Annotated in this window: 23 protein-coding genes and 3 pseudogenes; 11 read left to right on the top strand and 15 right to left on the bottom strand. The window is 45.5% G+C overall.

Going from position 1 to position 25,268, the window contains the following annotated elements:
• Window positions 1-166 precede the first annotated feature (166 nt).
• Complete coding sequence (locus tag XDD1_RS06655) at window positions 167-631, top strand: GNAT family N-acetyltransferase (protein ID WP_045969770.1); 465 nt, start codon at window positions 167-169, stop codon at window positions 629-631.
• A 63-nt stretch (window positions 632-694) separates the two neighbouring features.
• On the opposite strand, the gene XDD1_RS06660 is transcribed toward XDD1_RS06655, so the two are convergent.
• Window positions 695-1,699, bottom strand: coding sequence for a Gfo/Idh/MocA family protein (locus XDD1_RS06660; RefSeq protein ID WP_045969772.1), 1,005 nt, complete (start codon window positions 1,697-1,699; stop codon window positions 695-697).
• Window positions 1,700-1,876: 177 nt separating this feature from the next.
• On the opposite strand from XDD1_RS06660, the gene XDD1_RS06665 reads away from it, so the two are divergent.
• On the top strand, window positions 1,877-3,448 hold the full coding sequence (locus XDD1_RS06665; RefSeq protein WP_408068290.1) for an ABC-F family ATPase: 1,572 nt from the start codon (window positions 1,877-1,879) through the stop codon (window positions 3,446-3,448).
• A 72-nt stretch (window positions 3,449-3,520) separates the two neighbouring features.
• Here XDD1_RS06665 and moeB read toward each other — a convergent pair whose 3' ends face one another.
• Together moeB and moeA are read right to left on the bottom strand one after the other, a co-directional pair.
• Window positions 3,521-4,273, bottom strand: coding sequence for a molybdopterin-synthase adenylyltransferase MoeB (gene moeB / locus XDD1_RS06670; protein ID WP_045969780.1), 753 nt, complete (start codon window positions 4,271-4,273; stop codon window positions 3,521-3,523).
• Window positions 4,274-4,298: 25 nt separating this feature from the next.
• Window positions 4,299-5,540, bottom strand: coding sequence for a molybdopterin molybdotransferase MoeA (gene moeA, locus XDD1_RS06675; RefSeq protein WP_045969782.1), 1,242 nt, complete (start codon window positions 5,538-5,540; stop codon window positions 4,299-4,301).
• Between the two features lie 226 nt (window positions 5,541-5,766).
• Here moeA and XDD1_RS06680 point away from each other — a divergent pair, with 226 nt between their 5' ends.
• From XDD1_RS06680 to yeiB, 3 genes are all read left to right on the top strand, one after another.
• Window positions 5,767-6,951: a YbfB/YjiJ family MFS transporter gene (locus XDD1_RS06680; protein ID WP_045973370.1), complete on the top strand. Its 1,185-nt coding sequence runs from the start codon at window positions 5,767-5,769 to the stop codon at window positions 6,949-6,951.
• Between the two features lie 286 nt (window positions 6,952-7,237).
• Window positions 7,238-7,906: a GTP cyclohydrolase I FolE gene (gene folE, locus XDD1_RS06685; protein WP_045969784.1), complete on the top strand. Its 669-nt coding sequence runs from the start codon at window positions 7,238-7,240 to the stop codon at window positions 7,904-7,906.
• 15 nt (window positions 7,907-7,921) lie between these two features.
• The gene (gene yeiB, locus XDD1_RS06690; protein WP_045969786.1) at window positions 7,922-9,079 is read left to right on the top strand and encodes a DUF418 domain-containing protein YeiB; all 1,158 of its coding nucleotides are present in this window, start codon (window positions 7,922-7,924) and stop codon (window positions 9,077-9,079) included.
• 49 nt (window positions 9,080-9,128) lie between these two features.
• Here the strand turns inward: yeiB and sanA are convergent, their stop codons facing one another.
• From sanA to metG, 6 genes are all read right to left on the bottom strand, one after another.
• Window positions 9,129-9,851, bottom strand: coding sequence for an outer membrane permeability protein SanA (gene sanA / locus XDD1_RS06695; protein WP_045969788.1), 723 nt, complete (start codon window positions 9,849-9,851; stop codon window positions 9,129-9,131).
• Between the two features lie 208 nt (window positions 9,852-10,059).
• Window positions 10,060-11,757: an NAD-dependent malic enzyme gene (locus XDD1_RS06700; protein WP_045969790.1), complete on the bottom strand. Its 1,698-nt coding sequence runs from the start codon at window positions 11,755-11,757 to the stop codon at window positions 10,060-10,062.
• 239 nt (window positions 11,758-11,996) lie between these two features.
• On the bottom strand, window positions 11,997-12,881 hold the full coding sequence (gene cdd, locus XDD1_RS06705; RefSeq protein WP_045969791.1) for a cytidine deaminase: 885 nt from the start codon (window positions 12,879-12,881) through the stop codon (window positions 11,997-11,999).
• Between the two features lie 249 nt (window positions 12,882-13,130).
• Window positions 13,131-13,826, bottom strand: coding sequence for a CidB/LrgB family autolysis modulator (locus tag XDD1_RS06710; RefSeq protein ID WP_045969793.1), 696 nt, complete (start codon window positions 13,824-13,826; stop codon window positions 13,131-13,133).
• A complete protein-coding gene (locus XDD1_RS06715) occupies window positions 13,820-14,239 on the bottom strand; it encodes a CidA/LrgA family protein (protein ID WP_045973371.1) in 420 nt (139 codons plus the stop codon). The genes XDD1_RS06710 and XDD1_RS06715 overlap by 7 nt, the downstream gene beginning before the upstream one ends.
• Before the next feature lie 148 nt (window positions 14,240-14,387).
• Window positions 14,388-16,415 carry a methionine--tRNA ligase gene (gene metG, locus XDD1_RS06720; RefSeq protein ID WP_045969795.1) on the bottom strand — a complete coding sequence of 676 codons (2,028 nt, stop codon included), beginning with the start codon at window positions 16,413-16,415 and terminating at the stop codon, window positions 14,388-14,390.
• A 179-nt stretch (window positions 16,416-16,594) separates the two neighbouring features.
• Between metG and apbC the strand changes: the two genes are divergently transcribed.
• The 4 genes from apbC (at window position 16,595) to asmA (ending at window position 21,299) form a co-directional block, all read left to right on the top strand.
• On the top strand, window positions 16,595-17,707 hold the full coding sequence (gene apbC / locus XDD1_RS06725; protein WP_045969797.1) for an iron-sulfur cluster carrier protein ApbC: 1,113 nt from the start codon (window positions 16,595-16,597) through the stop codon (window positions 17,705-17,707).
• 388 nt (window positions 17,708-18,095) lie between these two features.
• A complete protein-coding gene (udk, locus tag XDD1_RS06730) occupies window positions 18,096-18,737 on the top strand; it encodes a uridine kinase (protein ID WP_045969799.1) in 642 nt (213 codons plus the stop codon).
• 47 nt (window positions 18,738-18,784) lie between these two features.
• Window positions 18,785-19,366 (top strand): dCTP deaminase, encoded by a 582-nt coding sequence (gene dcd, locus XDD1_RS06735; protein ID WP_045969800.1) that lies wholly within the window; start codon window positions 18,785-18,787, stop codon window positions 19,364-19,366.
• A 64-nt stretch (window positions 19,367-19,430) separates the two neighbouring features.
• Window positions 19,431-21,299: an outer membrane assembly protein AsmA gene (gene asmA / locus XDD1_RS06740; RefSeq protein ID WP_045969802.1), complete on the top strand. Its 1,869-nt coding sequence runs from the start codon at window positions 19,431-19,433 to the stop codon at window positions 21,297-21,299.
• Between the two features lie 82 nt (window positions 21,300-21,381).
• Here the strand turns inward: asmA and XDD1_RS19370 are convergent, their stop codons facing one another.
• Both XDD1_RS19370 and XDD1_RS19860 read right to left on the bottom strand, forming a co-directional pair.
• Window positions 21,382-21,546 carry a hypothetical protein gene (locus XDD1_RS19370; protein ID WP_156979647.1) on the bottom strand — a complete coding sequence of 55 codons (165 nt, stop codon included), beginning with the start codon at window positions 21,544-21,546 and terminating at the stop codon, window positions 21,382-21,384.
• Window positions 21,534-21,743, bottom strand: coding sequence for a phage tail-collar fiber domain-containing protein (locus XDD1_RS19860; protein ID WP_045969804.1), 210 nt, complete (start codon window positions 21,741-21,743; stop codon window positions 21,534-21,536). Before XDD1_RS19860 ends, XDD1_RS19370 begins: the two co-directional genes overlap by 13 nt.
• Window positions 21,744-21,904: 161 nt before the next feature.
• Between XDD1_RS19860 and XDD1_RS06750 the strand changes: the two genes are divergently transcribed.
• Window positions 21,905-22,228, top strand: coding sequence for an IS630 transposase-related protein (locus tag XDD1_RS06750; protein ID WP_045969806.1), 324 nt, complete (start codon window positions 21,905-21,907; stop codon window positions 22,226-22,228).
• A 28-nt stretch (window positions 22,229-22,256) separates the two neighbouring features.
• Window positions 22,257-22,736, top strand: a pseudogene (locus XDD1_RS06755) (IS630 family transposase); the annotation flags it as partial.
• A gap of 24 nt (window positions 22,737-22,760) precedes the next feature.
• Here the strand turns inward: XDD1_RS06755 and XDD1_RS06760 are convergent.
• The 4 genes and pseudogenes from XDD1_RS06760 to XDD1_RS20340 all read right to left on the bottom strand — a co-directional run.
• Window positions 22,761-23,804: an IS630 family transposase gene (locus XDD1_RS06760; RefSeq protein ID WP_045969810.1), complete on the bottom strand. Its 1,044-nt coding sequence runs from the start codon at window positions 23,802-23,804 to the stop codon at window positions 22,761-22,763.
• A 148-nt stretch (window positions 23,805-23,952) separates the two neighbouring features.
• The gene (locus XDD1_RS06765) at window positions 23,953-24,795 is read right to left on the bottom strand and encodes a hypothetical protein (protein WP_045969812.1); all 843 of its coding nucleotides are present in this window, start codon (window positions 24,793-24,795) and stop codon (window positions 23,953-23,955) included.
• Between the two features lie 121 nt (window positions 24,796-24,916).
• Window positions 24,917-25,177, bottom strand: a pseudogene (locus tag XDD1_RS06770) (type VI secretion protein); the annotation flags it as partial.
• A gap of 30 nt (window positions 25,178-25,207) precedes the next feature.
• A pseudogene (locus tag XDD1_RS20340) lies at window positions 25,208-25,258 on the bottom strand (TIGR03750 family conjugal transfer protein); the annotation flags it as partial.
• Window positions 25,259-25,268 lie beyond the last annotated feature (10 nt).

Below are 25,268 nucleotides of genomic sequence, written 5' to 3' on the forward strand. Positions count from 1 at the left end.
AGACCTCAGTTACAACGTGTTATTAAAGGCAGCCATCTTCGCAGTGAAACAGAGATAACTCAACACTATTATTATCCACGGTATGCCTGTATCCTTTGTATGTTTATTAAGCTATCTTATCATCGTCGGTTAAAACAGTCGGTTAAAATAACGTCAGGAGAAATTCATGCTAATAAGAACGGCTTCCACGCAAGATATCGAGGCTATTTTATCTCTCTATCGTCTATTATTTCGTGAAATGGCTGTATTACAACCTGATAGATTACAAGCGGTTGAACAAGACAGGGATTTTATTGCTTCCAGTGTCAATAATGATACATTTCATCTACTGGTTGCAGAGGATGAAAAGGGTGGTATTAAAGGTTTTGCTATTGCGCAGGAGCAAAAAACACCGCCTTTTAATTGCTTGGTTCCGAGAACTTATGGTCATATTTTCGATTTGGTCGTCAGTCAGGATGCCAGAAGTCTTGGAGTTGGGCAGAAGTTATTGGCTGGCATGAAAACGTGGGCGCAGGAAAAACATTATTCGCACCTTGAATTGAACGTATTATCTAAGAATGTTGATGCCATACGCTTTTATGCAAGGGAAGGATATCAGGAAGTGAACAGAACGATGGCGATTACGCTGTGATCTAAACATAATATCTTCCTCACTTCAAATAGCTGAATCAGCCAGCTAATGCTGGCTGTAATATTATTGGGAAATCGTATTTGCAGCCGCCCGATATTCTTTTAAAACTTCATCAATCACCCAACTGGTACGGGCGGCTGATTCCCCGTTGGATGGACAACAGCCATTGCCCTGTAGGTCATTAATCACGGTTTGAATAAGTGGCATTTGAATATGTTTTGGGTTTTCGAAAGGATACTGATGCAGTTGGTTATTTTCGTCATAGTAGGAAATGGGAGAATGACCAAATGTGGCAAAAATGATTTTTCCTTTTGTACCGATAATTTCGACTTTATCCTCGCGGGAACCGGCGGCAAAATTCCAAATACCTACACCTTGAATATGATTCTCGAACATAAATGACATGGAAACACAATCTTCGGCAGGATAGGCTTTTGCCTGTGAATTAGCATGTCCTTTCACTGAAATAATTTTACCCAGCAGAAAATCCAATATATCGAGCGTGTGGCAAGCTAAATCAACAAATAAGCCTCCACCCGATATTTCTGGTTTCACAAACCACGGCAAATTATCAGGATCTTGATAGAGTGAAGCCATTTCTCTGAATAACATGCAGTTGACAATTCGTGGTATACCAATTGCGCCGGAATCAATTAATTCTTTTATTTTGATAAATCGGGGTAACGCCCTGCGATAATAAGCGACAAACAGCGAAACTTTTTGAAATCGGCAGATGGCAATCATTTCGTTGCATTCTTCGAAGGTTAATGCCATCGGTTTTTCAACATAAACACTTTTTCCGGCCTGTGCTGCCAAAATAGTATATTCTTTATGGGTCGAGGGCGGGGTCGCAATATAAACGGCATCAATTTCCGGATCATTAATCAAAGACTCGGCGTCTGAATACCATTTTCTGATATTGTGCCGTTCGGCAAAATCTTTAGCCAAATCTGCATTGCGCCGCATGACGGCAACTAATTCAGCATTCTCCAATTTATAAAAAGCCGGGCCACTCTTTACTTCCGTGACATCACCACAACCTATAATACCCCATCTTACTTTTTGCATTGTATTTTCCGGTATATCAAATTGTTAAGCCGTACAGTCCAGAGAGCAGTCTATAACAGTACTATTTTTTGTTCTATATTTGCCTGTTGTGGCATAATGCGTGGCTATCGATTTCATAATCTCCCTTTTTTATCCACTTTAAGAGCAACAGTTGTGTTAAGTACAAACAACATCACTATGCAGTTTGGCAGTAAGCCACTGTTTGAAAATATTTCTGTCAAATTCGGCAACGGCAACCGGTATGGTTTGATTGGCGCGAATGGGGCAGGTAAATCGACGTTCATGAAAATCCTGGGCGGAGATTTAGCCCCAACTTCCGGTAATGTCAGCCTTGACCCGAATGAGCGTTTGGGTAAATTGCGCCAGGATCAGTTCGCTTTCGAAGAATATACCGTGTTGGATACCGTCATCATGGGGCACACGGAGCTGTGGGAAGTCAAACAGGAACGTGACCGCATTTATGCGATGGCAGAAATGAGCGAAGAAGATGGCTATCGGGTCGCTGATTTGGAAGTCGCGTATGGTGAGATGGATGGTTACAGCGCAGAAGCGCGTGCCGGCGAATTATTGCTGGGTGTCGGCATTCCCGTAGAGCAGCATTATGGCTTGATGAGTGCCGTGGCGCCGGGCTGGAAATTGCGCGTATTGCTGGCGCAAGCCCTGTTTTCCAACCCTGACGTCCTGCTGCTTGATGAGCCAACCAACAACCTGGATATCGATACCATCCGCTGGTTGGAGCAAGTGCTCAATGACCGTAACAGTACCATGATCATTATTTCCCATGACCGTCATTTCCTGAATACGGTATGTACACATATGGCCGATCTGGATTACGGTGAACTGCGTTTGTTCCCCGGTAACTATGATGAATATATGATCGCTGCAACACAAGCTCGCGAACGCCTGATGGCAGATAATGCCAAGAAAAAGGCGCAGATTGCCGAATTGCAGTCATTCGTCAGCCGTTTCAGCGCCAATGCTTCCAAGTCTAAACAGGCGACGTCCCGCGCCCGTCAAATTGATAAGATCCAGTTGGAAGAAGTGAAGGCTTCCAGCCGTCAAAATCCTTATATTCGCTTTGAACAGGAGAAAAAACTGTTCCGTAATGCACTGGAATTGGAAGGTTTGACCAAGGGTTACGATAAGGAACCATTATTCAAAAATCTTAATCTGCTGCTGGAAGTAGGCGAAAAAGTGGCGGTGATCGGTGAAAACGGTATCGGTAAAACCACCTTCCTGAAAACGCTGGTTGGGGAAGAAAACCCAAGCAGCGGCACGGTGAAATGGTCGGAAAACAGCACCATTGGCTATTATGCGCAGGATCATGCCAGCGATTTTAACTGTGATATGACGGTATTTGAGTGGATGAGCCAATGGAAGCGCGAAGGGGATGATGAGCAGGCCGTGCGCGGTATTCTCGGCCGCTTGCTGTTCGGGCAGGATGATATCAAGAAGAAAGTCGGTGTACTTTCCGGTGGTGAGCAAGGCCGGATGCTGTTTGGTAAGCTGATGATGCACAAGCCTAATATTCTGTTGATGGATGAACCGACCAACCACCTGGATATGGAATCGATTGAATCCTTGAACCTGGCACTGGAACTTTATCAGGGAACGCTGATTTTCGTCTCTCATGACCGTGCCTTTGTCAGTTCACTGGCGAGCCGTATTCTGGAAATCAAATCCGATAAAGTGATTGATTTTAAAGGCTCTTATGATGAATATCTGGGAAGTCAGGGGATTGTTGAGTAATATTGCCGAATAAATCGCATGATGACCGATTATCTCCCCCGCAGCGCGGGGAGATAATCAGCCGCTTTCGTCTTACGATTGACAAACCTCACACCGCGGATCTTTCGGCAACGTGATTTGGCGAAACTGCATGGTCATGGCATCGAAAAGCAAGACTTTGCCGTGATCGATTTGCCCGTATTGCGCCAGTAATTTAATGGCTTCCATCGCCTGTAACGAGCCGATCGTGCCGACCAAGGGTGCCATAACGCCCGCTTCAACACACGTCAGGCGGTTTTCACCGAACAAGCGACTCAGGCAGCGATAACAAGGCGCTTGCGGCTGGTAAGTAAAAACAGCAAGCTGGCCTTCCATACGGATTGCCGCCCCCGAAACCAACGGTATCTTGCGGCCATAACACAGTCGATTCAGTTGTTCGCGAATGGCAACATTATCCGTACAGTCGAGCACTATTTCGTGTTGGCTCACTAACTTATCCAGCGCCGGATCATCCAAACGCCCGTCAACCGGATTGATGCGGATATGGGGATTGATCTCCCGCAGGGTCAGCGCCGCAGAATCCACTTTTGCCAACCCAATGCACGCATCACGATGGAGGATCTGCCGTTGCAGATTGGAAAGGGAAACGGTATCAAAATCCAGCAGGGTCAGGGTGCCAATCCCTGCTGCGGCGAGGTATTGGGCCGCCGCGCAACCGAGGCCGCCCATCCCCACTATTAACACCTTAGCCGATTTTAATCTTTCCTGCCCGTCGAAGTCGAAACCACGTAAGACAATTTGTCGGTTATAACGCAACATTTCTTCATTGGTCAGTTCAACGGTCATTTTTCGCTATCTTCTTGAAATTATCTTACTGATTTTTCAATAAGTGGTTGAAAAATTCGATTTGCACTGTTTCACCGATCGCAACGTGCCCACGTTCCCGTTCCAAAACAATAAAACAGTTACCGAGGCTATATGAACTAAAGATATGCGAACCTTGATGCCCTGTGGTTTGCACTGCTAACTCTCCCTGTGCATTCAGGGAAGCCATACCGCGTTGAAAATCCAGCCTGCCGGGGGATTTCTTCAAAGGCGTCGTCGTCTTGGCCGTCAGACGCATCGGGGGTTGCCATGCGGTAAACCCCGATAAATGCGCAATCAGCGGTTGCACCAGTTGATAAAACGTGAGCACGGCAGACACGGGATTGCCCGGCAAGCCGCAGAACCAGGCATGTTCCAATTGACCAAAGGCAAAGGGTTTACCCGGCTTAATAGCGAGTTTCCAGAAACTGATTTTTCCCACTTCATCTAACACCTGTTTGGTGTAATCTGCTTCACCCACCGAAACGCCACCGCTGCTGATCACTAAATCCGCGTGTTTATCTGCGTCGATAAAGGTTTGGCGCAACGTATTGGGATCATCGCGGATCACGCCCAAGTCGATAATTTCACAGCCCAGTTTTTCCAGCATCAGGCGAATCGCAAATCGGTTAGTATCGTAAATTTGACCTGCCTGCAAGGGTTTACCGATGGCTTGTAACTCGTCACCGGTCGAAAAAAGGGCCACTTTCAGTTTGCGCACCACATCAACCGTTGCAATACCCAGTGAAGCCAGCAGCGGTAATTGTGCGGTGGAGAGCTGGGTTCCCTTTGGCAATACCACTGAATTTTGCGTGATATCTTCCCCAATAGTACGGATGTTTTGCCCTGATTTGACCGGATGGGTGAATCGGATGCCGGTTTCAGTCACTTCGGTGTGTTCCTGCATTACCACGGCATCCGTACCGGGAGGCACCGGGGCACCGGTCATAATGCGGATGCAACTGCCAGCCGGCCATGCTCCCTGAAACGGCGCGCCCGCCAGCGCTTTGCCTGCTACGGGCAAAGTCTGCTTGTCATGAAGATCGGCAAGGCGAATGGCATAACCATCCATCGCTGAGTTATCAAAAGAGGGAACGTTGATCGGGGAAATGATATCAGTGGCGGTAATTCGACCCGCAGATTCGGTCAGGTTAAGGGTTTCTCTGCAAGTCAGGGGGACAGTTTGTACCAGTAATTTTTCCCGTGCTTGCTCAAGTGAAATTAAGTCTGAGGTATGACAGTGATCCATAACAAACTCCCTATATGCCGCAAATTGCCATTCTCACAGATTACGGACACGTGTTTATGCTGGTATTCGGGGCATTATGGCAAAGATTGCCTTGATGGGGAATGACAGGAAAGGCGGATTGTCACAGAGAAACACATTGTTAATAAAAGATATATATTATATATATTATTTGTTATGGCTGAACAATGCTAACTCAAACAATTCATTCCACTACTCGTTGATCACTATGAAAAATCAAACTGTTATCTCTCATCATCGTCACTATCAAGCCTTCCAGATTGCATTAAGCGGTTTCCTTGCGTTAGTTGTTGCCATGGGAATAGGGCGCTTCACCTTTACCCCACAAGTTCCATTGATGATCGCACAATCCCAACTCACCTTGACGAGTGCCGGCATCGTTGCCGCATTCAATTATCTCGGTTATCTGGCGGGTTCTTATGATGCCATGCGGGCGCAACGTTTTGTGGAATACCGTTTATGGAGCGGATTATGGGGAGCCGTCATAATAACTTTGCTTTCCGCCTTATTGGATGGGCCGATATTGCACAGTATTGCCCGTTTTTTTATTGGCTGGGCCAGTGGCTGGACGTTGGTACTGGTCGCTGCGTGGGCGAATGAGGAGTTGGGAAAACTGAATCGTCCGGGATTGAGTGCGGCGGTTTTCTCTGGCACAGGCGTCGGGATCTTTATCAGCGGCATGCTGGCAGTTGGGGTTCAATCCTGGCAGATGAGCGCAGCCAGTGCGTGGATGTTATATGGCATTTTAGCGCTATTATTCAGCCTTTATATCAGTCGCTATCTTCCTCGCAGCGGGGAATTGCACCGTCCGCAAACGGCGATCCAGGCATTGAGTCTGACACCGGAAATCAAGCGATTGGTATGGAGTTATAGTCTGGCTGGCTTTGGCTATATTTTGCCGGCGACCTTTCTTTCTCAAATGGCGACAGCGCGTTTTCCTGATAGCTTGTTTGCCCAATTTGTCTGGCCAATATTTGGGGGTGCCTCAGTCATTGGCATTATGTTGGGCATTTTGCTGCGTAATGTCGCAACCGCTCAAATCCGTCTGGCAGTGACATTATGGTTTCAGGCGCTGGGTATTTTGATTGCGGAAATGGTGCGGGGCATTGGTGGCTTGATGACGGGGGCTTTGCTGGTAGGCGGTGGATTTATGTGTGTGGTGCAACTGGCTTTGCAGTATGGCCGTGAACTGGCGCCTCATCATGCGCGTTATATGGCGGGATTGCTGACCACAGGTTATGCGCTGGGGCAACTGGTCGGGCCAATGTTATCCGCCATTTCAACATGGCTGACAGGCAAACTGGAACCGGCGTTGTATATTGCATTTATTGGGTTGCTCATTGCCGGGGCCTTGGTATTTTATCGCACCAATACGCCGCGTAAACCCGCCTGATTCGCTGCATTGATATGGATGATCTACAGGTATAGTTGTGGGGAATATAGACCCTATAAACTTCAAGTTGCCGCTCGCAGATAAAAGCCGCTGATTATCTCCCCACGCCAAGGGGAGATAATCAATCTATCTTGAAGTACGACAGGTATGTTGTGCACGAAGACGATATCGGCGCAAAACAAGATAAATAAATCGATATTGTGTAGTGTCACATTCGTGGATATCTGCGTAAAATAAGCATCCTTATTTCCCTTAGGTAACGGAAAATATTCCCTTGGAGAAACTGATGTCATCCCTAAGTACAGAAGCTGAACTGGTGCATTCGGCACTGGTTGCCCGTGGTCTTGAAACCCCATTGCGTGAACAAACTTTGGAGCCAGAGGTGCGCAAGGTGCGCATTGAGGAACACATGACAGAAATTATGAAGCTGTTGAATCTCGATTTGAGTGATGACAGTTTGGCGGATACACCCAGTCGTATCGCGAAAATGTATGTGGATGAGATATTTTCAGGGTTGAATTATAAAAATTTTCCGAAAATTACCCTGATAGAAAATAAAATGAAAGTGGATGAAATGGTGACCGTGCGTGATATTACGATGACCAGCACCTGTGAACACCATTTTGTCACCATTGATGGCAAAGCCACGGTGGCGTATATCCCTAAGGATAAAGTGATTGGTTTGTCGAAGATTAACCGGATTGTGCAGTTTTTTGCGCAGCGTCCGCAAGTGCAGGAGCGTTTGACACAGCAGATCCTGATTGCACTACAAACCCTGCTTGGCACGAATAATGTCGCTGTATCCATTGATGCGGTCCATTATTGTGTGAAAGCGCGTGGCATTCGCGATGCCACCAGCACCACGACGACAACATCTCTGGGCGGGTTATTTAAAACCAGCCAGAATACACGACAGGAATTTCTGCGTGCCGTGCGTCCCCTACATTTACCATGATGAATTTCTATTACCATGAAACACAGTTGTAATGGGGGCGTACATCAGAGGATTGAGGTGCTGGATAGCGTGCGTGGTTTTGCCATTTTGGGAATATTGTTGCTGAATATTTCCAGTTTTGCTTTGCCCTATGCAGCTTATATGAATCTGTTTTATAAAGATTCAGTCTCATTTTCTGATGTAATGACATGGTCGGTATTGAATGCCTTTACTCAGGGCAAATTTCTGTTCATCTTGACATTGTTGTTTGGTGCATCACTCGAATTGCTCCGGCAGCGGGGGCGTGACTGGAATATTCCCAGGCTACTGGTTTTGGCTGTTATTGGTTTGTTGCACGGAGTCTTGCTGTGGGATGGCGATATCTTGTTGCCATATGGCATTGTTGGCTTATTGGCATGGCATTTTATCAATACCCGACAAAAGCTATTTAGTACCGCAGCAACGTGCTATTTGTTCGGCGTGATGATGTTTTATCTTCTGGGGTTGTTTCCTCTAGGGGAAAATAATTCATTCTGGCAACCTACAGCGGAGGATATTTTTCATGAAAGCTACTGGAAAACCTATGGTGGATTATTAGCGATAGAATATCGTATTCGCCAAATAAGCGGCGCGATGATTGTGGTGGTTGTGCAATACGGTTGGCAAATAGTGGGAGTGATGCTTTGTGGCGCCATGTTATTGCGCAATGGTTGGTTAAAAGGGAAATTCAGTCGCAGGCATTACCGCCGGCTGGCGTTATGCCTGCTGCCTGCGGGTATGGCGATTCAATGTATTGCTTTGTCGATACAATATTTATATCCCTACAGTTATTTTGCTTCATGGACGGTTCGTTATACCATTACCGAATTGGCAACACCGTTACTGGCATTGGCTTATATCGCGTTAATTTATGGATTTTGGCCCGCTATTTCACATTGGAAAATCGCGTTTTGGCTCCGGCAGGTCGGGAAAATGGCCCTGAGCAGCTACTTACTGCAAACACTGATTTGCACCACACTTTTTTATCGCTTTGAATTATTTGGGCAGTTTAGTCGTTTAGAGTTGATGGCATTTATTCCCTTTATCTGGGCATTGAATATCGGGTTTGCTTGCTGGTGGTTGAAACATTATTCTCAGGGGCCGATGGAAAAACTCTGGCGCGGTTTAACCGCAAAATTGGCTGGTAAGGTTTGACAGATTTTAAGTTGCAGTTTCCGTTTTTAGGTAAACTGCAACTCCATGCTTATTTCTTTTGTGGCTTTCTTTCTAATTCCTGCAATTCTTCCGGTGATACCGCAGGATAACCTTGAATTCCTGTTGGTATGGTATGTGGCGCAGGAATGGGCGTTAATGGGCCTAAAAAGCGCGGTTCACGTTTTAAAATATAGAGGTCAGTTAAGGCACCGAGACGCGCCAATACTTCCCTGAGACGAATTGTCATCATATTTTTCGGGGAGGGAACGACATAACATTGTGCTTCTATACCAAAGTGCATGGCGATAAACAGCGCTCGTTCGCAATGGAAGCGCTGGGTGATGATAGTAAAGTCATTGGTATCAAACACCTTTCGGGTTCTGACAACTGAGTCCAGTGTTCTGAAACCGGCAAAATCCATGACAATGCTACTGGCCGGAACGCCTGCCTTGATCAAATCCTTCCGCATGGTAATGGGTTCATTATAATTATGTTGGGCGTTATCCCCACTCAATAGCAGGTATTTGACTTTTCCACTGTTGTAAGCATTAGCGGCACCTTGAATTCGGTAGAAATAATATTGGTTATATTTACCCGTCTTATAATATTTAGATGTGCCAAGTACCATACCGACTTCCCGTTCAGGAAGTTGTCTGAGATCATCAAAAATGTAAGGGGCGGTTTTCCAGCTAATCCAACGATCAAGCATAATAGCTGTCAATATCAGGGCAGCAATGATAAAAATGAAACCCGTAATCAAGCGTTTCCACATGATTTTTGTTTGCCTTAAAAGTGATATGTGCTGATGAATTAATTGTCCTAAAGGCTACTTGACTTGAAATAGCGAAGCAAGTTTTCGCTGGAGTATATCAGAACTCATCTGATTCAATGCTGAGAGGTGAGTGATAGTTTAACTGGTGAGTTTTTTAGGTTATTTTTAAAGCCTGCCAATAAGATTGACAGGCTTATCACAGAGATGATCAGAATGAAGTGCGTTTATAGATGCGATATTCTGGTTTCCAGAAATTGCGCTCAATCGCTTCATCCAGTGCATCTTCCGATGTCACCACCGCGACGCCTTGAATTTGGGCTTTTTTCGCCACTTCTTTGGCTATCTTGCGGGAGACATCCTGGATGTCATCAATCAGCGGCAACAACGGGCCAGAGCCTGTCTGTGCCAGCGGTGAACAATCCGCCAACGTGCGGCTGGCCGCCATCAACATATCATCGGTGACGCGCTTGGCACCGGCAGCGATAACGCCTAAACCGATCCCCGGGAAGATATAGGAGTTGTTACATTGTGCGATGGGGTATTCCTGACCATCATATTTCACAGGGGCAAACGGGCTGCCTGTTGCGACCAGCGCTTGGCCGTTTGTCCAGTTGATGATGTCTTCCGGGCGGGCTTCCACCCGCGATGTTGGGTTGGACAGCGGCATTACGATTGGGCGTTCACAATGTTTGTGCATTTCACGGATAATTTCTTCAGAGAACAGACCTGACTGTCCGGAAACACCAATCAGGACAGTCGGCTTGGCATTGCGAACCACATCCATTAATGAGAGAGAATCGTTGGTGACATCCCATGATTGCAAGGCCGTGCTTTTTTGTACCAAGGCACTTTGGAAATCCAGTAAGTTTGGCAGCTTGTCAGTCAGGAGACCGAAGCGGTCAACCATAAACACACGGGCACGCGCCTGTTCATCACTCAATCCTTCCGATTTCATCTGGGCAATGATCTGTTCTGCAATACCACAGCCCGCGGAGCCGGCACCCAGAAATGCCACCGTTTGATCTTTCAATTGGTGACCTGCGGCATGGCTGGCGGCAATCAGGCTACCCAAGGCAACGGCGGCGGTGCCTTGGATATCATCATTGAAACAACAAAGCTCATCGCGATAACGGGTCAACAGCGGCATGGCATTGTTCTGGGCAAAATCTTCAAATTGCAGCAGTACGTTAGGCCAGCGACGTTTCACGGCCTGAATAAATTCATCCACAAATTCATCGTACTCTTTGCCGGTAATGCGTGGATGACGCCAGCCCATGTAGAGAGGGTCATTGAGGCGTTGTGGGTTATTAGTCCCGACATCCAGCACCACGGGCAGGGTATAAGCCGGGCTGATCCCGCCACAGGAGGTATACAATGACAGTTTACCGATAGGAATCCCCATGCCGCCGATGCCCTGATCACCCAAACCAAGAATGCGCTCACCATCAGTAACCACGATAACTTTGACATTCTGCTTGGTAGCATTTTGCAGCATGTCATCAATGTAATCCCGGTTTGGGTAGGAGATAAACAAGCCACGGGCACGGCGGTAAATGTCAGAAAAGTGTTCGCAGGCTGCCCCAACGGTTGGCGTGTAGATAATCGGCATCATTTCGCTGAGGTGGGCGTCAAGGAGCCGGTAAAACAGCGTTTCGTTGGTATCCTGAATATTCCTTAAATAAATGTGTTTATCGGTGTCATTTTTGAAATCGCGATATTGGCGGTAGGCGCGTTCGGCCTGTTCTTCTATGGTTTCAACGGTTTGTGGCAGTAAGCCGTGCAAGTTGAAATGACTGCGTTCTTCTTCTGTAAAGGCACTGCCTTTATTCAACAGAGGAAATTCCAACAGGATAGGGCCAGCGTAGGGAATATAGAGAGGACGTTTGCTTTCGTGTTCCAGTTCCATGATGCTTACTCTTCGAACTTATTAATGACAAAATCGGTTATAGATCCTAAGAAGATAAGAAAAATAAGTACAGTAAATGTTACTTAGTTATCATTATCATGAGCAAAAATGAGAGATAACATACAGAATTAGCTAATAAAATGTTACTAAATATTTTATTTTGCCCCCTTGGATACTAATCGGGGGTAAGGTTGCTATTTTGTTAAGTTATTCAATTTTTGCTTTTAGGGCGTATATGCTTAAAATGTGTACCGTTCTACTTTTGTACAGCCAAGAGCAGTTAATGTGGATTCCGTCGCACTCCATTGTGATAAATGGCTATTTCCGTTTTCCACCAATACCGCTCGTTTTATGGATTGACAATTTCCACCTGCCATATTCATCACTATCAGCGCTGCCTGTAAGGGTGGCAAACTCGGATTAAATGCAGCATTTTCCGCATAACGGCCGGTATAAATTTTCCCTTGTTCATCCAGCAGGGCAATGCCGGCATGGGATTGGCTATAAGGTGCATGGCTACGGTTCGCTGCCTCCAGTGCTGCCTGAACCAATTCGTCGCGGGTCGCCAATGAATAGCCGTGATTAACCGTATCCAGCAATAATGGCGTATCGGCCAAATCACACGGGCCAAAGGCTTCCGGCAGGTAGTCGGCCAACGTTAACTGTGGACGGTTGGGCAGGTAAACTGCCAATTGTGTTCCACTGTTCAATTCATTCATAAATTGCCGGCAATGACCGCAGGGTGAATAGTTGATCGTGATGGAAACCAGCTTTCTCTCCCCACGCAGCCAAGCATGCGTGATGGCGGATTGCTCTGCATGAACGGTTTGCTGTAAGGGAACGCCGGCAAATTCCATATTGGCACCGAAATAGAGATTACCGCTTTCTCCCCGTGCAATTGCGCCAACATAAAAATGAGAAATAGGCGCCAGGGAGCAGGCTGCGGCAAGCGGCAATAAAGCCAGTGCCAGTGCCTGTTCATCAAATCCGCTGATCTGTTTGATGGCTTCCACTTGCTCTGCTGTCAGCATAGCTGGAAAATCGTCACTGCCAAGATAAGGCAGTAGCGCTTTTTGCAATCTGGGCGCAATTTCCGGCCAAATAGCGTGAAAACGAGCTTGCATAGAATGATCTCCATATTAATTGAAGATCATTCTAGGACGTCTTTTCAGGTTTGCAATGTGATAACAACCATAAAATTAGTGAAATTGGTGTAATAAAGATATTATTTTAGTGATTTATATCAAATTTTTAATATCTCAGTGGATTTGTTCACTTTTACGTTACGATTTCATAACCATTCCAATCACTATGATTGGTTGCAACAGCCATGAATCACTTCACCTCTAATAGCAGAGTCATTTGTGGAATAATTAACCAAACAGATGCAGTAATATCGGGAATAGAAACGGTGCAATCAGTGAGGTAATAATGCCGCAGGTCATTAAGGCCAGCGAACTGTATGCCCCTTCAATATGGTCCATTTCCGCACAGCGAGCCGTTCCCACGGCATGGGAGGCAGTACCCATTGCCAACCCCCGTGAAGCCTGTGTTTTTATTTTTAGAAAATTAAATAGATTGTGACCAAAAATAGCGCCCAAAATACCGACTGCAATGACACAAGCTGCGCTAATGGCAGGAATTCCGCCAATGGAAGTGGCCACCGCCATCGCAATGGGGGTCGTTACTGATTTAGGCAGGACAGAGGCGGCAATTTCAGGCGTAGCACCTGCCCATAATGCGATGGCAGTCCCCGTGATCATGGCGACCATGCTGCCAATAAAACAGACGCTAATAATGGATTTCCACTGGGCGCGGATTTGATGTAGCTGTTCATACAGCGGGAAAGCCAAGGCGACAACGGCAGGTTGCAACAAATCGTTCAGTATCCGGCTGCCGGCAAAATAGTGTGCATAAGGTGTATGCGTCATCAGCAGCAAGGGAATGATAACGGCCATGGATATCAATAAGGGATTAAATACCGGCAGTTTGAGCCAGACGGACAGCTTTTTGGCACAATAAAATACAATCAGAGTTAACGGCAATGACCACCAAATATGACTTAACATTTTTCTTTCTCTTCCGGCTTAGGCTTAGTACCAATAATGATGCGTTCACGATGAACATAGTGGGAGCAGTAAGCAACGACGACCATAACAATGACGGTACTAACGACACAAGAAAGGAGGATCGGCAGCATCTGTTGGCTAAGTTGTGGATAATAATCCATGATCCCCACTCCAATGGGCAAAAAGAGCAGTGTCATGTTTTTCATCAACAGACTACAGCCTGGTTTTACCCAGTGTGAGGGAATAATTTGGAATGCGAGTAAACAAAACAGAAGCAGTAAGCCAATAATGCTGCCGGGGAGAGAGAAAGGAAGTCGTGCTGAAATGATATTCCCCGCGATCAGGCACAAATAGAGCAACGCAAATGCGCGCAGGTATTGCCAACCTATCATCAGCACATTTTGGAAAGACATCATCAATTATTCCTCAATATAGCGAGGGTCTTATCATACGACTAACGTTGTAAATGTGCCATACATCACATAAAAAAGCGGGCCTTTTGGGGAGCCCGCTTTATTATCTATTTGATAATTAATAATCTTTGTTAAAGATGTGCCATTATCATTTAACCTGCATACCGGGTTGGGCGCCGCTGTCTGGGCTTAACAGGAAAATCTCTTTTCCACCTGGGCCTGCTGCCATCACCATCCCTTCTGAAATACCGAAGCGCATCTTGCGTGGAGCAAGGTTGGCAACCATCACGGTCAGACGATTTTCCAACGCCTTGGGATCAGGATAAGCGGCACGAATACCAGAGAAGACTTGGCGAGTTTCACCACCGAGATCAAGGGTTAGTTTCAATAACTTATCTGAACCTTCGACAAAATCAGCCTGTTTAATCAGGGCAATCCGCAGGTCAACCTTAGCAAAATCATCAAAGGTGATGGTGTCCTGAATCGGATCATCTGCCAATGGACCTGTCACGGTTTTCTGTGGTTCGATGCTCTCTTTTGAATCCGCAATCATCGCTTCCACTTTCGCCATTTCGATACGATTGAACAGTGCCTTGAAGGGTGAAACGTCATGGTTCAGCAAGGGTTGCTGGATGCCATCCCAAGTCAGTTCAGTATTCAGGAAGGCTTCTGCACGAGTGGTCAAGCCCGGCAGAACCGGTTTCAGGTACGTCATCAGCACACGGAACAGGTTAATGCCCATTGAGCAGATCGCTTGCAGATCCGCGTCACGACCCTCTTGTTTCGCCACAACCCATGGTGCTTGTTCATCAACATAGCGGTTGGCAAGATCGGCCAGAGCCATAATTTCACGGATGGCCTTGCCGAATTCACGGTGGGTAAAGTCTTCTGCAATCACCTGTGCCGCATCGACAAATTTCTGATACAGCGCGGGATCAGCCAGTTGGTCGGCCAGTTTGCCGCCAAAACGTTTATTGATAAAGCCGGCATTGCGCGAAGCCAGGTTGACCACTTTGTTAACGACATCGCTGTTCACACGCTGGACAAAATCTTCCAGATTGAGATCGATATCATCAATGCGGGAAGAGAGTTTCGCCGCATAGTAATAGCGCAGGCAGTCTGCATCAAAGTGTTTCAGGTAAGTCTCCGCTTTGATGAAGGTGCCACGGGACTTGGACATCTTGGTGCCGTTAACCGTGATATAGCCGTGGACAAACAGGTTAGTGGGTTTACGGTAGTGACACCCTTCCAACATGGCCGGCCAGAACAGGCTGTGGAAATAAACGATATCTTTGCCGATGAAATGGTAGAGATCGGCTTTTGAATCTTTCGCCCAGAACTCATCGAAATTCAGGTCACCGCGTTTATCACACAGATTTTGGAACGAGCCCATATAACCAATTGGGGCATCCAGCCAGACATAGAAAAATTTACCCGGCTGATCGGGGATCTCAAAGCCAAAATAAGGTGAATCACGGGTAATATCCCATTGTTGCAGCCCGGCTTCGAACCACTCTTGCATTTTATTGGCCACTTGTTCTTGCAAAGTGCCGGAGCGCGTCCATTTTTGCAGCATCTCGCTGAACGCCGGCAGATCGAAAAAGAAATGCTCGGTATCACGCATTTCTGGTGTTGCGCCGGAGACAACGGAACGCGGGTTGATCAATTCCGTTGGGGAATAAGTGGTTCCGCAGACTTCACAGTTATCGCCATACTGATCTTCCGCCTTACATTTCGGACAGGCACCTTTAACGAAACGGTCCGGCAGGAACATGCCTTTCTCGGGATCATACAATTGGGAAATCGTCCGGTTTTTAATGTAACCGTTCTTTTTCAGTTCCAGATAAATTTTAGAGGCAAGGGCTCTGTTTTCTTCGCTATGCGTAGAGTGATAATTATCATAGCTAATGGCAAAACCAGCAAAATCCTGCTGATGCTCTAGGTTCACCTTGGCAATCATCTCTTCTGGCGAAACCCCAATCTGTTGGGCTTTCAGCATAATGGGTGTACCGTGGGCATCATCGGCACAGACAAAGTGAACCTCTTTGCCGCGCATTCGATGATAACGAACCCAAATATCAGCCTGAATGTGTTCCAGGATATGACCGAGATGAATTGGACCGTTAGCATAAGGTAACGCACAGGTCACCAGTAATTTATTCGCGACGTGAGACATAGTTAGGATCTGACTTCCGTAAAATGAAAAGGGTTTTTGATGTTACCTGATAAGGCGCGTTGTCGCTAGGGTAACGCGAAATCTTCACCACTTTTACTTGTTCCTTATCCGAAGCCGTTGCTTCTGTTATGATGGCGGGACAGTTTTAGGTTGAAGAAGATAAAACAAAAGGAGCCGGGATGAACTCACAATCCCCCGAGCAGACCCATCCTGACCTGCTGAAAGAACAGGTTGCTAAGATATTGGCAACATTCAAACATCCAACATTAGAGCAAGATTTAATTGCGCTGAAAGCACTGCACCAATGCACCATGCTGGATGGGATACTGCATATTGAATTAATCATGCCGTTTGTTTGGAAACGCGCCTTCGAAATATTGAAGAAAGCCCTCACTCAACCGCTGCAATCCGCGACGGGCGCAAAATCGGTAGAATGGCGATTAACCCACGATATTAGCACATTGCGCCGTGCCAATAACTTGCCGGGTGTCAATGGCGTGCGCAATATTGTGGCCGTCAGTTCAGGCAAAGGTGGTGTAGGGAAATCCAGTACCGCGGTGAATCTGGCGCTGGCGCTGGCACAGGAAGGCGCAAAAGTCGGCATTCTGGATGCGGATATCTATGGCCCATCCATCCCCAATATGCTGGGTACAGCCAAAGAGCGCCCGACGTCCCCAGATGGTCAGCATATGGCACCCATTATGGTGCACAGCATGGCAACCAATTCCATCGGCTACCTTGTTACTGATGATAACGCGATGGTATGGCGTGGCCCGATGGCCAGCAAGGCCTTGATGCAGATGCTGCAAGATACGCTGTGGCCGGATCTGGATTACTTGGTGATTGATATGCCGCCGGGGACCGGGGATATTCAGTTAACGCTGTCCCAGAATATTCCGGTAACCGGGGCATTGGTTATCACAACACCGCAGGACATTGCCCTGATTGATGCGATGAAAGGCATTGTCATGTTCCAGAAGGTCAATGTGCCGGTGTTGGGCATTATTGAGAACATGAGCAGCCATATTTGTAGCAACTGCGGTCATCATGAGCCGATTTTTGGTACTGGTGGGGCAGAAAAACTGGCAGAAAAATATCATTGTCAATTACTGGGGCAGATCCCGCTGCATATCTCACTGCGTGAAGATCTTGATCGTGGTGAACCCACCGTGAGCTGCCAGCCTGACAGCGAATTTGCGGATATTTATCGTGAAATTGCGGCCAATATTTCGGCGAAGATGTATTGGCAGGGCGAAAAAATCCCAACTGAAATCTCCTTCCGCTCAGTTTGACTTAAGCCGTCATTTAATTTGAGAAACTGGGCAACTCACCTACGACAAACGCCGTTTTAGTTTAATGCTTTTTGATAGAGCGGCGTTTTCTGGCAATGAATTAAATATTATTTAATTTAATTCATTGCTCCTCTGGTGTTTTATTTTTCCTTGGTTGTAACAGTCAACGAAAGGTATCGGGTTCTATTTGTAGAATATTTTCTGTCAGATGCCTAGAATTGCGGAATTTTTATGCGAAGCGTATCGAAAAAAACGAGACTTATCTTGTTTACTCTGGAATAGAAGTCATTAACTCCCTATAATCCGCCAAACACGGTGTTAGCGACATCGAGTCAGTAAACACCCTATTCCCACTTTATTTTTCTTTTTTGACCAGGTTATTTTTAGTATGGCTGATGAAGCACATAAGTGTACAATCGTAGGTATTTCAGGTGCCTCCGCCTCAGGCAAAAGCCTTATTGCCAGCACACTTTATAAAGAATTACGGGCTCAGGTTGGTGACCACAATATCGGCGTTATTCCAGAAGATTGCTATTATAAAGACCAAACCCATACCCCGATAGAAGAGCGTTATAAAGTTAATTACGATCACCCAAATTCAATGGATCACAATTTATTATTCGAGCATCTTCAGGCATTGAAGGCCGGAAAATCCATTGAATTGCCGCAATATGACTACGTTGAACACACCCGCAAGCCCGAATCCATTCATTTTGAACCGAAAAGAGTCATTATCCTCGAAGGTATTCTACTATTAACGGATAAGCGTTTGCGCCAAGAGCTGGATTTCTCCATTTTTGTCGATACCCCACTGGATATTTGTTTGATGCGCCGTATTAAGCGTGATGTCAATGAACGCGGGCGTTCACTGGATTCCGTTATGGAGCAATACAAAAAAACCGTGCGCCCGATGTTCCTGCAATTTATCGAGCCATCGAAACAATATGCCGATATTATTGTTCCTCGTGGCGGTAAAAACCGCGTGGCTATTGATATCTTAAAAGCCAAGATTGGCCAATTTTGCGAATAATCTGTTGTTCAGACATTCATCAGTATCATCGTATTTGAGAGGAAATAATGCGACTCTGTGACCGTGACATTATTAAATGGCTGGATGAAGGTAAGCTGGTAATTACCCCTCGTCCGCCTGTTGAACGCATTAATGGGGCAACGGCTGATGTGTGCCTTGGGAATCAGTTTCGTGTTTTTCGTGGTCATACTGCCGCTTATATTGATTTGAGTGGCCCTAAGGCAGAAGTCAATGCGGCACTGGACCGTGTCATGAGCGATGAAATTACGTTGCCGGATGGAGAAGCCTTTTTCCTCCATCCCGGTGAATTGGCTTTGGCAGTGACGTTGGAATCTGTCACACTGCCTGATAATTTAGTCGGGTGGTTAGATGGGCGTTCATCGCTGGCGCGTCTTGGCCTGATGGTTCATGTGACTGCGCACCGTATTGATCCGGGCTGGCAGGGGCAAATTGTTCTGGAGTTCTACAATTCAGGCAAACTGCCTTTAGCTTTACGTCCCGGTATGGTCATAGGGGCATTGAGCTTCGAACCCCTTTCAGGCTCGGCTGAACGGCCTTATAACCGACGTCAGGATGCTAAATATAAAAATCAGCAGGGAGCTGTGGGTAGCCGAATCAGTGAGGATTAATCTTTTCTGGTAACGCTTTCTGGTGAAAGAATGGTCTTCTTGTAAACATGAGACTGGGGAAGTCATGAAAAGATTGTTGACGACACTCATTATTTTGTTAGTAGTCATTGTGACTGGCTTGACTGCATTGGTTATGCTGGTGAATCCAAATGATTTTCGTGGCTATATCGTCAAACAAGTACAAAAGAAGAGTGGTTACCAGCTCGTGTTTCGGGATGACTTACGCTGGCATATTTGGCCAAAGTTGAGCATTCTGACCGGGGAGATCGCTTTAACCGCTGAGAATGCCAAAGCGCCGGCGGTGGTGGCAGAAAATATGCGTCTGGATGTGGAGTTGCTGCCACTGCTATCTCACCAACTCGCTGTGAAAGAGGTGATGCTGAAAGGGGCGGTCTTGCGGTTCACTCCAGATAGCCAACCACAAAAGCAGCCAGAGGCGCCGATTGCACCGGAAAGCGATGTGCATTATCCCATCGTCACGGGAAGTCGGGCCTGGAAACTGGATATTGCCAGAATCAAGGTAGTGGATAGCTTGCTGATCTGGCAAATCAACGAAAATTCCCAGTTAAATGTCCGTGATATCAATTTGTTATTGGAAAAAAGTGATCAGGACCACGTTGACCTTAACCTGCGTAGTAAGATCAATAAAAACCAGCAAGAGCTGTCATTTGAACTGAATTCGTCGGTCAATATTTCTGATTATCCGCAGCAGCTATCGGCTGACATTGGTTCCTTTAAGTATCAATTACAGGGAGTTGGGTTGCCGTCTACGGGTATCCAGGGAGAGGGGAGTGCCATTGTGAAATATCAGGCTTCACCTGAATCAATTTCGCTGCAAAAACTGGCATTGACGATAAATGATGAGAGTGCGCTTAAGGGGGATATTACTGCCACCTTGAAAGATAAGCCGCAGTACGCCATCAAGTTGAATTCGCCAAGGTTGAATCTGGATAACTTATTGGGGTGGGATGCCTTACCGAAAAATACCCCGCAGGCAAAACACGATTATCGGATTGAAAATAATTCATTAAAACCGGTGATTGCGACGTCGGTTTCAGCATTATCCGACTATGATCTTACCTTTTTGCAAGGGTTTGATGCTAATGTCTCATTTACAGCAGATAAATTCATTTATCAGGGCATGGATATTGATCATTTTGGCCTGAAAGCAGTCAATAATGATGGCCTGACGGAAATTACGCAATTAAGTGGCAACGTGTTTGGTGGGCATTTTGCGCTGCCGACTTCGATTGATGCTACGGTTGTTCCTGCAAGACTGCACACAAAGCCGCTCTTGCAGAAGATTGAAGTCCAGCCTTTGTTAACGGCATTGGCATTGCCGGCGATATTCCGCGGTCAACTTAATGTTGACGGGGATCTTTCAGGGAAAGGTTACGACGAATACGCGATTTCTCATGATTGGCAAGGTGATTTAACTATCGACCTAAAAAATGCCCGCCTGAAAGGGCTGAACATTCCTCAGCTTATTCAACAATCTTTTTCACGGGCAACAGATCAAGTCAGTCAACCCACGAATACCGATGATTTCACTGAAGCTAAGAATATGTCAGTGAAAGCACACTTGGATCGCGGTGAGATTAGAATCAGCGAACTTACAGCGGCTTCAAGTATGTTCAATATTAAAGGGCAGGGAAGAGCGAATTTACTGAAACAGGACACTGATGTTGCATTATGGGTGCAATTGACCAAGGGATGGGGCAAGCAGAACGAGTTTGTACGGCGCTTGGCGCAATTAAAAATCCCACTGCGGGTTTATGGTGACTGGAATAACCTGCAATATGCGCTGAATGTGGAATCGATGTTGCGTGATGAATTACAGCAGAAAGCCAAAAAATCTATCAAAGATTGGCTCGAAAATAACAGCAGCAATGAAAACCTTAAGGCGCTGGAAGATCTGTTGAAGAAAAAGTAAGGTGATCGCCGAGGCGATCACCTGATTTACAAGGGGTTATAGTGAGACTATTCCATTTTGAAATAATGGAATAGCGCTAACCTTAATACCCTATAACCTGATAATAGAAGTTCGGAACCCAACCCAATTGAGGTGTTGTGACGGATATCGTTAATGTATCTTTCGACAAACCATCTCCGTCTTCCAGTCGTCTTTCAGCATCAACCTTGGCGGTTATCGCATTGGCATCACTCGTCAAGGTTTCCACTTTACTAAGTCACCAACAGCCATATGGGTAATTTCAAGTTTGATGCCTGATAAGGCTGCTTTTTCTAGTTTTTTTGTACCAGCATGTGTCAATAATGCAAAATATTTCGTACTCATATAAACCCTCACTTTATCAACAATAAATAGATGTATTGCTAACCCAGCCACAAGAGACACTTTATAAATCTCCTGGGCCATATGAAGGCGGGATGACATCTCCGTTATCGGCGTTTACCGGAGAGAGATGGCAAGAAGAGTGGTTAATAACGCGTGATGCAGGATAGTTTGTCTTCCTAAATATAGCAGAATCAAAATACTATGTCATAATATCTACATTCCAATGACAAGGCAGAGTTGAAATGGGTTACAGTCTAGATTTCCGAAAAAGAGTTTTGGCATACAAAGACAAACATTCGTTGACGTTCGAGCAAACCAGCGACCACTTTGAGGTCTCTATCCGTACCCTGTTTCGGTGGAGTCACAAAATAGAACCCTGTACGACGCGTGATAAACCCCCGACTAAAATCAGTGATGAGACACTTATCGCCGATGTCCGGGATTATCCCGATGACTATCAATGGGAAAGGGCGAAACGTCTGGGGGTCTCACAGTCTGCTATCCATTACGCCTTGAAACGACTCAAAATCACGTTTAAAAAAAACGCTAAAACATCCCGCCGCTGACGAACACGCTCGTCAGGTATTTGGCGAGCGTATCCGCCATCATGAACAGGCGGGTAAACAGATTGTTTATCTGGATGAAAGCGGCTTTGAACAGTCCATGCCACGTACGCATGGCTATTCGTCAAAAGGGTCGCGCTGTTTTGATTTACATGACTGGCAGCACAAAGGCCGTGTTAATGTCATTGGCGCCATCATGAAAAATACCTTTGTGACCTTAAGCTTGTTTGCCGGGCACATAAATGCGAATGTGTTTCATGCCTGGATGACACAAGATTTGTTGCCAAAGCTCCCAAAGGGTGCCGTGATTGTGATGGATAATGCGCCCTTCCATAAACGCCATGACATACTCCAAGCGATAACCCACCATGGGTGCCAGCTAGAATGGTTACCGCCTTACAGCCCGGATTTAAATCCTATCGAAAACAAATGGGCGGGAACAAAAGCCACAAGAAGACGAGAAAGATGTTCTATTGATGAGCTGTTTACAGAACATGTGACCTATGTCTAGTTATATTGATTCAGCTATAGGTTTTCATAATTGTGATACACCCATTTTTCTCATCCCCGGTTTCTGCTGTTGTAAGGAAGCGGTTTCCATGAAGATTTTGACATGGTGAAGCAACTGCCACATAAATTGGCAGCAGTGGTTTCGTGTCACGGTTTCATGCAAGGATTGCCATAGACGTTCAATTTTATTCAACCACGGGGAATAGGACGGTAAAAAGAGAAGGCTAAATTGGGGATTTTTTGCCAGCCAAACCCTGACCTTCCGGCTCTTATGAATGCAATAGTTATCTAAAATTAACGTGATTGTCTTGGCACTGGTATATTGATGATTAATTTCATCTAACAATTTGATAAATAAATCTGAGTTCTTTCTCAAGCCACCGACATACGTGATTTCTTTCGTTTTCGCATTGAGGCAACCCGCAAGGTAGTGTTTTTGGTTCTTTCCGGGGGTAACAACACGCTTTTGCTGTCCTTTGAAGCACCAGTCTGCACCGATTTTCGGGTTAAGGTTGATGTCCACTTCATCCTCATATAAGACAGGATGTTTCCCTGAGGCATTGGATAACGCCTCGCTGATTTTGGCCATTTTTTCATCATACTCAGGGTCAGGTAATTTTAAGGTTGGCGCCGCCCTTCGCCAAACGATGCCCGCCCGACAAAAGTAGCGATAGAGTGTACTTTGAGAGACCGATATATTCAGTATCTCATTGATTTTAAGTGTAATCAGTTCAAGGCTCCATCGTGAACGGAGATAGCCAAGATGTTGTGGAGAGTGCTGTAATAAGAAAGAAATGACGGAGAGAAGCGGGGCTAAATTCCAGATGGCAGGCCTTCCCGCAGGGAGGCTTTTAAGCCCTTCCAACCCGTATAATGTTAACCCATTTACCCAACGATTAACTGAAGAACGTGAACAGTGAAGCGTTCTGGAAACGTGAGAAACCGTACTCCCTTCATGCAACATCAAGAGCGCGGTGAGGCGACGTGCATAGTTCTTATCCCGGGTTTTCTGGATAGCTTTTTTCATTTGACGTCGTTCATTTCGGGGTATTGATGTTATGATTGGCATGACTCAGTCCATTTTGGGATTTGTTTTGATTTGGCGATTAATCAGATCGCGAAAATCGGACTGAGTTCCCTTCAAGTGATCTACTATTTTGAAAACCTATTTACATAGAAAAAAATTAATTCAGCTACTAACATCTAACTTAAAAAAATCAAGCTAGATAACCATAATCACTAATAAACTGGAAGGTTGATAGATTTGGCTTGTAAATATAAACGATTTTAATAAAATTAAAATCATTATCCAGAATAAGCATTGCATTTATGGCATTTTCTATCGCTAACGCAATGAATTCATCAGACAGAGATGAATAACTGTCAGGTAAAAAAACTAAACGCCCTCCTACATTGGGATCGAAAACAAACGCTATTTTATTATTCCAATAAACAAATCCCAGATGATTAGCATTATGTTTTCCTGAACGATCTCTCTCCAGATAGGCGCTCCTACTTTCACTAAGCCATCCCTCTTTAGGAGCTTTCTCACCATCTTCTTGCGGTATTCTTATATGCAATAAAGCATATCCCTCTTCAGAGCCATTTTTCATTTTAGATTCACCAAAGAGCCTTTTTGATGTCACTTCATGTAGTTGATTAATATTATTTTTATTTTTTTTCCACCAATAAAACTGTATTAGCTCACCGGTTTTATTAATTTTCTCCGCATAAGTTTTGGCTAAATTAAACACTGCATAAATATTTTGGAAACCTGAGCTTATAGTAGAGAATCTAAAAGGGTTTTGAGTTTTACTATTTATTTCAATATCTTTTCTACCTAAAAAAAAACCATGCCTCAATATATTTCCAAGTATATAAAAAGTAATTCCACTGCATAATCCAGCTCTATCTGAATCTGTAACAGCACGATCATTCTTTTCTAATTCTTTTATTAACCGTTCAATATACTTAGCCTGATTAAATTTAAAAAAATAATGAATAACAGGACGATAACTATCGTCATCAGAATAATCTGAAAAATCTGAAAAATCTGACATGGCTAACCTCCAGAGAATATTTTTCTCTATAAAAACATTATAAAATAATCAGCACATTATAAAAATCGACATAATACTAATTATAGTAGAGTAATGAAATAAAAAATGAATTTAAATATGGTTATTTTCGATTAAATCTCCGCGCAATATCCATTTTTCTGGCTACCAATACCGCCGCCTCCAGTTCACTGCACTGGTGCTCACGCATTAGCGCCCGCCGCTCGGCTTTTTTTTCTTTTTCCGTCATCCCCAGCGCCAGATAAAGGCTCGGCGGCACCACCCGAAACAACGCTTCGATTTTTTTCGCCAGTACCACACCTTCGGTATAACAGCGGGGTAATTTACTGGCAGAGAGTAGTACCGCCTTTTGTTCTTCCGTCAGCCCCATCTCCGGGGTGGTGAAACCGCGAAACACGACAGGTTCGGCATTTAAGCGGTCAGGTAAGAACGGTATTGTCTGCATAAGCGTCGCC

It is taken from the genome of Xenorhabdus doucetiae (assembly GCF_000968195.1).
Taxonomy (GTDB): Bacteria; Pseudomonadota; Gammaproteobacteria; order Enterobacterales; family Enterobacteriaceae; genus Xenorhabdus; species Xenorhabdus doucetiae.